This window comes from Neobacillus endophyticus, from assembly GCF_013248975.1.
In the GTDB taxonomy this organism is placed as follows: Bacteria; Bacillota; Bacilli; order Bacillales; family Cytobacillaceae; genus Neobacillus; species Neobacillus endophyticus.
On the sequence record NZ_JABRWH010000001.1, the window covers coordinates 289,943 to 301,248 of the forward strand.

Annotated in this window: 11 protein-coding genes; 6 read left to right on the plus strand and 5 right to left on the minus strand. The window is 39.3% G+C overall.

All coding sequences use genetic code 11. The annotated features are described in order from the left end of the window. Window positions 1-60: 60 nt before the first annotated feature. The gene (locus HPT25_RS01405) at window positions 61-282 is read left to right on the plus strand and encodes a DeoR family transcriptional regulator (RefSeq protein ID WP_173058944.1); all 222 of its coding nucleotides are present in this window, start codon (window positions 61-63) and stop codon (window positions 280-282) included. Between the two features lie 160 nt (window positions 283-442). Continuing rightward, window positions 443-976 carry a hypothetical protein gene (locus HPT25_RS01410; protein ID WP_173058947.1) on the plus strand — a complete coding sequence of 178 codons (534 nt, stop codon included), beginning with the start codon at window positions 443-445 and terminating at the stop codon, window positions 974-976. Between the two features lie 2 nt (window positions 977-978). Here HPT25_RS01410 and HPT25_RS01415 read toward each other — a convergent pair whose 3' ends face one another. Then, window positions 979-2,352, minus strand: coding sequence for a sigma-54 interaction domain-containing protein (locus HPT25_RS01415; RefSeq protein WP_173070791.1), 1,374 nt, complete (start codon window positions 2,350-2,352; stop codon window positions 979-981). Window positions 2,353-2,630: 278 nt separating this feature from the next. On the opposite strand from HPT25_RS01415, the gene pruA reads away from it, so the two are divergent. The 4 genes from pruA (at window position 2,631) to HPT25_RS01435 (ending at window position 8,560) form a co-directional block, all read left to right on the plus strand. Next, the gene (pruA, locus tag HPT25_RS01420) at window positions 2,631-4,175 is read left to right on the plus strand and encodes an L-glutamate gamma-semialdehyde dehydrogenase (RefSeq protein ID WP_173058949.1); all 1,545 of its coding nucleotides are present in this window, start codon (window positions 2,631-2,633) and stop codon (window positions 4,173-4,175) included. A 24-nt stretch (window positions 4,176-4,199) separates the two neighbouring features. Next, entirely contained in the window at window positions 4,200-5,402 is a 1,203-nt protein-coding gene (locus tag HPT25_RS01425; RefSeq protein ID WP_173058952.1) for an ornithine--oxo-acid transaminase, read from the plus strand. 51 nt (window positions 5,403-5,453) lie between these two features. Continuing rightward, window positions 5,454-6,746: a Glu/Leu/Phe/Val family dehydrogenase gene (locus HPT25_RS01430; RefSeq protein ID WP_173058956.1), complete on the plus strand. Its 1,293-nt coding sequence runs from the start codon at window positions 5,454-5,456 to the stop codon at window positions 6,744-6,746. Window positions 6,747-7,120: 374 nt separating this feature from the next. Next, on the plus strand, window positions 7,121-8,560 hold the full coding sequence (locus HPT25_RS01435) for an amino acid permease (protein ID WP_173058959.1): 1,440 nt from the start codon (window positions 7,121-7,123) through the stop codon (window positions 8,558-8,560). Window positions 8,561-8,856: 296 nt separating this feature from the next. On the opposite strand, the gene HPT25_RS01440 is transcribed toward HPT25_RS01435, so the two are convergent. The 4 genes from HPT25_RS01440 to speD form a co-directional block, all read right to left on the minus strand. Then, window positions 8,857-9,249, minus strand: a complete 393-nt coding sequence (locus tag HPT25_RS01440; RefSeq protein ID WP_173070793.1) for an ArsR/SmtB family transcription factor — start codon at window positions 9,247-9,249, stop codon at window positions 8,857-8,859. Continuing rightward, entirely contained in the window at window positions 9,249-9,665 is a 417-nt protein-coding gene (locus HPT25_RS01445; RefSeq protein WP_173058962.1) for an SRPBCC family protein, read from the minus strand. The genes HPT25_RS01440 and HPT25_RS01445 overlap by 1 nt, the downstream gene beginning before the upstream one ends. Window positions 9,666-9,839: 174 nt before the next feature. Beyond that, window positions 9,840-10,280, minus strand: a complete 441-nt coding sequence (locus tag HPT25_RS01450; protein ID WP_173058965.1) for a DUF2935 domain-containing protein — start codon at window positions 10,278-10,280, stop codon at window positions 9,840-9,842. Between the two features lie 193 nt (window positions 10,281-10,473). Then, window positions 10,474-11,280 carry an adenosylmethionine decarboxylase gene (gene speD / locus HPT25_RS01455; protein ID WP_173058968.1) on the minus strand — a complete coding sequence of 269 codons (807 nt, stop codon included), beginning with the start codon at window positions 11,278-11,280 and terminating at the stop codon, window positions 10,474-10,476. Window positions 11,281-11,306: the final 26 nt, after the last annotated feature.

The following is an 11,306-nucleotide window of genomic DNA, read 5'->3' on the forward strand; positions in this document are numbered from 1 at the left end:
AAGAGACTGTCGGTAGAGGGATTACGCCATAGGTTTGAAAAAAGGATAGGGAGTGGTTCTTTGAAACCTTCAACTAACCGGATGTTAAACCGCATCAAATGTATCTACATGTTTATCCGCAATAACGGCACTGTCACAACGCAGGAACTTGTAGAGGAATTTGGTATCACTCCTCGCACCATTCAACGAGACTTAAATGTATTGGCCTATAATGACTTGGTTATAAGCCCAAGCCGTGGAAAATGGACTACTACAGAAAAGAAAGTGAAGATGTCATCTTAATATGAAGAAAAACCTCGCATACGATAAAAACAGCACGCGAAACCTTCGCGTGCTATTTTGCTGGATTTATTTTTAAATTAGGTGTTACAAAAAAAGGAAAAACCACTCCTATTGAAGAATCATTTAAGAAATTACATTCTTTTAATAGGAGATGATAAAAATGGCCGTCTTTAGCGATTCCACCGTATTATCTAAAGCGGATGTGAAATTTCTGCTTGAACTATTGCCAATACAGAAATCTCCCCTCCCTGATATTTATATTTTTGACCACTGGAAAACCATCTCCCAATATACCAACACAAAAAAGAATCTTTACAGCCAATACAGCCTGCTAAAATCTATCATCCAAAACAGAGTATTCTCCACTTATAATTTCAAATATAATATGATTTTTATTTATCTTTTTAACCTGCCATATTCAGATCCTTATTTGACCAAACTCCATGGAGCCTATTGTTTATATCATGAAATCAGGCATCAACAACAATTTTTTGAAAACAACACCCAATTTGATGTTTTTCCACCTGAATCATCCTTCTATTCCCATATATGGGTTGAAAAAGACGCCAATCAATATGCCGTAAAATGGATGAGGAAAAATCGTCCCTTAATCAATCAGCAATTTAAGCTTCAGCATTTGGCATGGGATATTGGCGTGAACGAGCATAACCGCTTACGCATTATTGCCAAATAAGATTAGTTACAATCAATTAATAACTTTTTCATACGATATTGCAAGCTTTGACGACTTAATCCAAGCAATTTCGCAGATCGGGAAATATTATAATCATTCTTTTTCAATACATGCTCAATATATGATTTTTCAAATTGATTCAGCTGCTCCTTTAACGGAACAATGACATCAGTACGTTCTTCAATAAACGACTCTACGGTGGAAATGGGGATCATCCGTTCTTTCAGATGCATCCTGTTACGGAATTGGAACGGCAGATGGGAAAATTTAATTACTTCCTCATCCATCATAATGTTCATCGCTGCTTCAATTACATGCTCAAGCTCACGAATATTGCCATGCCAATCGTACTCAAGAAACGATTGTTGAACCTCATCGCTTAACCCTTTGACCTGCATTTGAAACCGTTCATTATATTTATCAATAAAATTTTGCACTAATAACGGAATATCTTCTTTTCTTTCTCTTAGCGGCGGTATAAATATAGTTACAACCCCTAAGCGATAATACAAGTCTTTTCTTAAACGATTTTTGGCTATTGCGTCAATCGGATCTTCGTTCATATTCGCAATCACTCTGACATCAACAGGTGTATCCTTTGTATCCCCAATTCTACGAATTGTTTTTTCCTGGAGAACACGCAGTAGCTTTGCCTGAAGGTTTAAATTTAAAGAGTTGATCTCATCGAGCAGGAGTGTTCCCCCTTCTGCCTGCTCAAATAAGCCCGGATGATCAGCGGCACCGGTGAAAGCCCCCTTTTTTGTGCCAAATAACAGGCTTTCTATTAAGTTATCAGGAAGTGCTGCACAGTTTTGCGATATAAAAGGTCCTGAAAACCGGCCGCTGGCATTGTGTATGCTTTGTGCAAAAAGCTCCTTGCCTGTCCCTGTTTCTCCAACAATCAAAACATAGGAAGACGTTCTTGATGCCCGTTTTGCCGCCTCTACAACTTCCTTGATCGCCAAACTGTTCCCAGTTATACTGTCAAACGTATACCTTGTGGCCCCTTTTGAATTAATGTTCCCTTTTAGTAATTTTTCTAGTTTCGTAACATCATTAGCAATTTCAACGGCTCCATGAATTCGACCGTTAGCAAAAATAGGGATTGTATTATTATTTGTGGTAATTTCGCGTCCACGGTTATTAAAATAAGTTTGCTTTACATTTTTCGTTTCTTTTCCTTCTTGTAATGCCTTTACTAAAGTACTAGACTGATTATCTTTAAACATAAACACATCCAGCAAGTTTTTGTGCAAAACATCCTGGATATCCATTGATTCCATTTGCATCATTTTTTTATTGTAAATAATTGTTTTTCCTGTTTCATCAACCGCATGGACCCCCACATCCACTTCATCCAAAATCCGCTGATACATTTGGTTTATATATTGTAAATACTCTACATTTAATTTATTTTTTTCCACGAATTATTCAAGCTCCTTATCAGTTTGAATCTTCCTATTGATATTTAAGCAGACAATCTGAAAAAACGCAAAATATTTTTGCGGATAATGATGTAAAATTATTTTTTTGCGCAAAAAAATATTGCATTTGTAACCGTTATCATTTTAAAATCTGCAAAATTTCTAAACATTCAATGTTGGCATGATAATTGCATTGTTAATAATGTAAACTAATTTAGGAGGTAACTAGATTGCGAACTTATACACACGAACCATTAACTAACTTTAAGGACGAACAAAATAAAAAGGCATTTAAAGAAAGTTTATTATACGTTGAATCACATCTTGGCAAAGAATATCCGCTCGTAATTGGCGGTGAAAAGATCACTACTGATAAAAAAATTACTTCCATCAACCCTGCCAATAAAGAAGAAATAATCGGATCCGTATCTGTAGCGAGCCAAGAATTAGCTGAAAAGGCGATGCAGGCTGCACTTGAGACATTTGAAACTTGGAAAAAATGGCCTCATGAACACCGCGCTAACATTTTATTCCGTGCAGCTGCCATCCTTCGCCGCCGCAAACATGAATTTTCAAGCTGGATGGTAAAAGAAGCAGGAAAACCATGGGTTGAAGCTGATGCTGATACAGCTGAAGCGATTGACTTCCTTGAATTCTATGGCCGTCAAATGATTCGCATTAAAGATGGCATGCCTGTAGAGAGCCGTGTTGGTGAAATGAACGAGTACAATTACATTCCGCTAGGCGTTGGAGTCATTATCTCACCATTCAACTTCCCGTTGGCTATTATGGCAGGTACTACCGTTGCAGCGATCGTATCCGGAAATACCGTTCTTCTTAAACCGGCAAATTCTACTCCAATTATTGCTGCTAAGTTCGTAGAGCTTATGGAAGAAGCGGGTCTTCCAAAAGGTGTGCTGAATTTCGTTCCTGGAAGCGGCGCAGAAATTGGCGACTATCTGGTTGATCATCCAAAAACCCGTTTTGTTTCCTTCACAGGTTCTCGCGAAGTTGGCTGCCGTATTTATGAGCGTGCAGCAAAAGTACATCCAGGTCAAAAATGGCTGAAACGCGTGATCGCAGAAATGGGTGGAAAAGATACGGTTGTCGTTGACAAAGATACTGACATCAATTTAGCTGTATCATCGATCGTTTATTCCGCATTTGGTTTCTCTGGACAAAAATGTTCTGCCGGATCCCGTGCTGTTGTTCACCAGGATATTTATGATGAAGTCCTTGAAAAAGCTGTGGCATTAACAAAAACTCTTACAGTTGGCAGCCCAGCAGAAGCTGAAACGTATATGGGACCAGTTATTGATGGAAAATCCTTCAATAAAATCATGAGTTATGTGGAGATTGGTAAACAAGAAGGCAGACTTATGACTGGCGGCGAAGGCGATGATTCAAAAGGATTCTTTATCCAGCCAACAATTTTTGCTGATTTAGACCAAAACTCCCGCCTAATGCAGGAAGAAATTTTTGGACCAGTACTAGCATTCTGTAAAGCACGTGATTTTGACCATATGATGGAAATAGCCAATAACACCGATTATGGTTTAACAGGAGCCTTCCTTTCCAACAACCGTGAATACGTTGAACGTGCCCGTAAAGAATTCCATGTTGGAAACTTATACATTAACCGAGGGTGCACTGGAGCAATCGTAGGATATCAGCCATTTGGCGGATTCAACATGTCTGGTACTGACTCCAAAGCGGGCGGCCCTGACTATCTGTTATTGCACATGCAGGCTAAAACAACATCTGAAATGCTTTAAGCCATTTTAAGGGGAGATAATGTTATGACAACTACTGTTAACAAATCAAGCGAAATTATTGAACAAACACAAAAATTCGGCGCTCAAAACTATCATCCGCTTCCAATTGTTATTTCAAAAGCTGAGGGAGTATGGGTGGAAAGCCCGGAAGGTACACGCTATATGGATATGCTTAGTGCTTATTCTGCTGTAAACCAAGGACATCGCCATCCTAAGATCGTAAATGCCTTAATTGAACAAGCCGGAAAAGTAACCTTAACATCCCGTGCCTTTCATAACGATCAACTTGGACCTTGGTATGAAAAAGTGTGCAAACTTACGAAAAAAGATATGGCACTTCCAATGAATACAGGTGCTGAAGCAGTTGAGACTGCCTTTAAAGCAGCCCGCCGCTGGGGATATGATGTGAAAGGTATCGCTGAAAATCAGGCTGAAATTATTGCCTGCACAGGGAACTTCCACGGCCGGACAATGGGTGCCGTATCGTTATCATCTGATCCAGATTATAAACGCGGCTTTGGGCCGATGGTACCAGGAATTAAGTTAATTCCTTACGGCGACCTTGAAGCATTGAAAGCTGCCATTACACCAAATACAGCTGCCTTCTTAATCGAACCAATTCAAGGGGAAGCTGGAATTATTATTCCTCCTAAAGGATTTTTAAAATCAGCTCTCGAGGTTTGTAAAACTAACAATGTATTGTTTATCGCAGATGAAATTCAAGCAGGCCTTGCTCGTACTGGTAAAATGTTCGCTTGTGACTGGGAAGATGTAACTCCTGATATGTTTATTTTAGGTAAAGCTCTAGGTGGTGGAGTGTTCCCAATCTCTTGCGTCGTTGCCAATTCTGATATTCTAGGTGTCTTTAACCCTGGTTCACACGGATCTACATTCGGAGGAAATCCTCTTGCATGCGCAGTTTCCATTGCAGCATTAGAGGTACTAGAGGAAGAAAAGCTAGCTGAACGCTCATTAGAGATTGGAACTTATTTCATAGAAAAATTAAAATCCCTAAATAACCCAATCATCAAAGAAGTAAGAGGAAGAGGATTATTTATTGGCGTAGAGCTAACGGAAGAAGCAAGACCATATTGCGAGCAATTAAAAGAGAAAGGCTTATTGTGTAAGGAAACACATGATACAGTCATTCGTTTTGCACCTCCTTTAATTATCACAAAAGAAGAAATTGATTGGGCATTTGAAAAAATCCAAAAAGTATTAGGTTAATGGTTATAGATTAACAAAACTATCATCTATTATTATGACGAGGTGTCGATCATGTCCGCTACAACTTCAATTGATACTTTAACAAAAGAAACACAAGAAGAAAAAGAATCATTAAATTTATTTTATTCCACGCAAACAGTTATCCAAAAGGCGCTGGCAAAATTAGGGTATAACAATGAAATGTTTGAGCTTTTAAAAGAGCCGATTAGATTGTTAACAGTTCGGATTCCTGTTCGGATGGATGACGGTTCAGTAAAAATTTTCACTGGTTATCGTTCTCAACACAATGATTCCGTAGGTCCGACAAAAGGTGGCGTTCGTTTTCATCCTGAGGTAAATGAAGAAGAAGTGAAAGCCCTGTCGATTTGGATGAGCTTAAAGTGCGGAATCACCAATCTTCCATACGGCGGCGGTAAAGGTGGCATCATGTGTGACCCTAAGCAAATGTCATTCCGCGAACTTGAACGCTTAAGTCGAGGATATGTTCGTGCCATCAGCCAGGTTGTTGGTCCGACAAAGGATATTCCAGCACCGGACGTTTATACGAATTCACAAATTATGGCCTGGATGATGGATGAATACAGCCGTTTGCGCGAATTCGATTCACCTGGATTTATCACAGGTAAACCACTTGTATTGGGCGGGTCCCAAGGGCGTGAAACAGCAACAGCACGCGGCGTAACGATTTGTATTGATGAAGCAGTAAAGAAAAAAGGCATCGAATTAAAGGGTGCACGTGTAGTAATCCAAGGCTTCGGAAATGCCGGTAGTTATTTAGCCAAATTCTTACATGATGCAGGTGCAAAAATAGTTGGCGTTTCAGATGTCTACGGGGGAATTCATGACCCAAATGGACTTGATATCGATTACCTGCTTGATAGAAGAGATAGTTTTGGTACTTTTTCAAAGCTGTTTGATAATACCATCAGCAATCAGGAGTTGCTTGAATTAGACTGTGATATTCTAGTTCCTGCAGCGATTTCCAATCAAATCACAGCAAAAAATGCACATAATATCAAAGCTTCCATTGTTGTTGAAGCTGCAAATGGACCAACAACATTAGAAGCAACACACATTTTAACAGATCGTGGCATTCTTCTAGTCCCTGATATTCTTGCCAGCGCTGGCGGTGTAACCGTTTCTTATTTTGAATGGGTACAAAACAATCAAGGTTACTATTGGTCAGAACAGGAAGTGGAAGAAAAGCTTTGCAAGGTTATGGTGAACTCATTTGATAATATCTATCAAACCGCTCAGTCACACAAGGTAGATATGCGCCTTGCAGCCTATATGGTAGGAATTAAAAAAGTAGCAGAGGCATCTCAATTCCGCGGCTGGGTTTAGCCCCTTTAAACCGAATCATTAGATATAAAATGCATCCTGTCCCTGTTCATTCAGGACAGGATTTTTTTCAACAAACACGATAAAAATTTTGCACTTTTTCTGCAAAATTTTTATAAGTAAGCAAAAAAATTTGGCGTATATAGTTCAAAAAATGTTCACAAATTAGGATTTTAACTTTGGCACGAAAATTGCAGATTATAATTAGTGAAAATAGTGATAATTTACAAATATTTTATATCGCCATTTTTGGCATTAAATTCAATCTTCCTTTTTGCTCTATGCAAAGATAAACTGTCAATACTGAAACAAGGGTTATCACATTTTCGATAAACTTGGAAGCGCTTTACTAAATGGTAAATAAAGGGGGAAATGAAATGCAATTACCTGGAAACAACAGTGAATTAAAAAGAACAATGAAGACCAGGCATTTATTCATGATTTCACTTGGAGGAGTCATCGGCTCCGGCCTATTTTTAGGATCTGGATATACGATCCACCAAGCCGGCCCAATGGGAGCCATTCTTTCCTATATTGTCGGCGGCTTTATCATGTTCTTAACCATGCTATGTCTTGGAGAATTATCAGTCGCCATGCCAATTTCAGGTTCCTTTCAAACGTATACGACTAAATTTATCGGCCCAGGTACAGGATTCGCACTAGGTTGGTTATATTGGTTAGGCTGGGCGGTAACTGTTGCATTGGAGCTCTTATCAGCAGGTCAGTCCATGCAAAGATGGTTCCCACACTCCCCAGTTTGGATGTGGTGTTTGATTTTCGCTGCTGTTCTATTTGCACTAAATGCTCTATCAGCACGAGCTTTCGGTGAAACTGAATTTTGGTTTTCCAGCATCAAAATCCTTGCCATTTTAGCGTTTATCATACTTGGCGGAGCAGTTATGTTTGGTTTTATTCATATGAAAAGCGGACAAGCAGCACCATATTTCTCAAATTTTTCAGCACACGGGCTTCTGCCAAATGGTCTTACTGCCCTCTTGATGACAATGATTACAGTTAACTTCTCATTCCAAGGAACAGAGTTAATTGGGATTGCAGCCGGCGAAAGTGAAGATCCTGAAAAAACGATTCCTAAATCCATTCGACAAACTGTTTGGCGCACACTATTCTTTTTCGTATTAGCTATTTTTGTTTTATCGGGTTTAATCCCAATGTCTAAAGCCGGAGTCATTGAGAGCCCGTTTGTAACTGTCTTTGACAGCATTGGTATCCCTTACGCAGCAGACATGATGAACTTTGTTGTTCTTACTGCATTACTTTCTGTTGCCAACTCTGGACTATATGCTGCTACTCGTATGTTATACGCCATGTCAAAAGAAAAAATGGCAAGCCCCATTTTAACAAAAGTAACAAGTAAAGGCGTTCCGTTAAATGCCCTTATTATTACAATCGGTATTGCTTTATTATCACTATTATCAAGTGTTGTAGCTGAAAAAACTGTGTTTTTATGGCTGATCTCCGTGGCAGGTCTTGGTGCTCAAGTTGGATGGATTTCAATCACAGCATCACAAATTGCCTTCCGCAGGAAATTTATTCGCGAAGGCGGTCATGTAAGCGATCTTAAATTTAAAACACCACTATATCCGTTCCTTCCAATCCTTGGATTAGTGTTAAACTGTCTTGTTTTGATCAGCTTAGTATTTGACCCGGATCAGCGGATTGCCATCTATTGCGGTATTCCATTTGTTGCTGCCTGCTACTTAATCTACCATTTCAAAATTAAAAAGAATCGGGAGCAGGATGGTACAAATAGAGAACAGGAACTGCAACTGCAAAATGACAAGAAAATGGTTATTTAAATTTCTTAAGCCCCAAAAGGATATCTTTTGGGGCTTTTTTTAGTTAATACTTGGAAAAATAGTCAATGATAAATTGCCGAAAGTTTTTGCCCGCCACTGTTAAATAGCGCTGTTTAGACCAGCCTAATCCAATCGTCCGCTGGCACTTTTGATCAACAAACTTCAACCTGTTAGGAAAGCCCAGCAAATTATGATGTTAATCTTATACCTTGCGATAGCCGGAGGCATTGCATGGTTTACAAGCTATTTACAACATAGAAGTTCAGAAGCGTAAAAAAGTGATACCCAGTTGGGTGTCACTTTTTTGTTTCATTTATAGAATGATTCTCGATTACCTCAAAAGCTCTTTCGGATTGCTTTGTCTCTTCCCCATTGGATTCCACCAATTGTCTAAGAGCCGCCAATTTATTTTCCCAAAAGATTTCAAAATAGCGCAGCCAGTCTGTTACCTCGTATAAGGGCTTAGGCTCGAGCTTGTACCTCGTCTCTCTCCCGACTTTTCTCTCCTGGACTAGTCCCGCATCTGCTAATACCCTAAGGTGTTTGGAAACCGCCGTGCGGCTGATCGGGAAGTGCTCACTAATTGCCGTTACAGGCATTTCCTCTCCGCTTAAAAGCTTCAGCAGTCTGCGGCGTGTAGGGTCAGCTATGGCTTGAAAGACGTCATGTCTAGCAGAAGAAGCCATTATTACACCTCAACAAATCCTTGCAATTTTTTCACGAGACCGCCCCATCCTTGATTCATATTTTCACGTACGGCTGTATGCGGTGCTCCAAACTCTGTAACTGTGTTTGCATCCCAACCTGAATGGATGAGCGTGAATTCTGTTTTTCCATCGAGATCCTTTAATTCAAATGTGAGTGTCCAATCTTTCCCCCATCTAAAAGATAAACGATTCGGAGGATCCACATCCGTCACTTTACATGGAGACATGCCAAATTGACCGGCATTCAAATGAAATTCATGGCCTACGACAGGCTTCATATCATTTGGCATAAACCATGCAGTAAGGCCCTCAGCCGTGGCCACTGCATCCCATACCTTCTGAATCGGAGCATTATAAACTAATGTATAGCGTATATCTTGTAATGATTGTTGTTCCATAAGAATTTCTCCTTATATTCGTTTGATTTTTGAGTTATTACGAAACCATTTGGTTTCACATCCAAAAATATATAACACCATTTGGTTTCATGTCAATAAAAATAATCCTAAATATAAAAGGTGCTCTACATTTGTAAAGTCACCTTTATCAGCTCTTTTATTCAAGTGATAAATTTATTGGCTGCTTCCTTGGCTGCTGTATAATAATGCCTGCGCAATGCCAATGAAATACTCGGATTCACGAATAATATGCAGGAGGACTACTTTTGCAGTATGATTACTGCTTACAGCCACACTTTGTGTTTTTATTTGCTCGCACAGCTGAATAAATGATTGGCTCTGCTGTAAACAATAGGAAACTAACTGCAATACCTCTTGATAGAGCTGATCAGAAACCTGCATTCCTGAGCGGATAACTGTTTCTATATACCTGACCACCTGCTGATGTGTTTCAGCCAGAGCCGTTTCCCATTTTTGCAGAGCATCAACAAATTCCTCTTCCAAGCCTTTTACCAGTTCCCGAATTACAACCGTATGCTCCTCCTCTTGATGCTTCCAAAACTCCGCTTCATCTAAAATCCTTAATGGCATCTGCTGGCCATAATAAAATTGCATAAATCTCCCCCCATTTTTGACTCATTCCAATTTATGGGGCAAGCCTTAGAAATATACCGATTTATCACATAAAGAAAACTTGCCAACTGACGAGCCCGTTAGGGCGAGGACAGAGACATAGTTGCACTTATTCCTGATAGGAAAGTTTTCTTTCCTATGGGCTGAAGAAAGAGCCTGACATTAGGACCCTTTTTTAAACTATATTTTTTCCGTAAAAAATTTCATCCATCTCCAGCTTGATTCTTTCCGTTATTTCAATGTGTTCGTCTGGCGTTAATGTGTCTTTTGTATAACCAAATAAATAATTATTTAAATCGAATTCACGTAGTTTACATTTGGTATGAAAAATATTCTCTTGATAGACATTCACATCAATCATGTCAAACAATTCCACTAAATCATCTGGAATATAATTTTGAATGGAACTGATCTCATGGTCAATAAACAATTTATTTCCATCCTTGTCTCTCGTAAAACCGCGCACTCGGTAATCAATGGTCATCACATCCGTTTCAAACGAACGGATTAAATAATGAAGCGCCTTAAGAGGTGAAATTTCTCCACAGGTGGATACATCAATATCCGCCCTGAAGGTGCTGATTCCTTCATCAGGATGAAATTCGGGATATGTATGAACCGTAATATGACTTTTATCTAGCTGCATCACTACAGATTCTGGCAGCGGGCCGGGTGATTCTTCAAAAACTTCTTCGGTCGTAAGTTCAACTGGGGCTTCAGATACCAACAGTGTCACACTTGCTCCTGCAGGCTCAAAATCCTGACTCGCAATATTTAATACATGAGCTCCAATAATGTCCGAGACATTTTTTAAAATCGTCGTCAATCGTTCAGCACTATATTGTTCATCAATATAATGCAAATAAGCTTCGCGTTCCTCCTTTGTTCTTGTGAAGCAAATATCATACATATTAAAACTTAATGATTTCGTCAGGTTATTAAAACCATGTAATTCAATTGCCTGCTCGTGCGTTAATTTCATATTTTCTTCCCCCTGATTTTCATAAT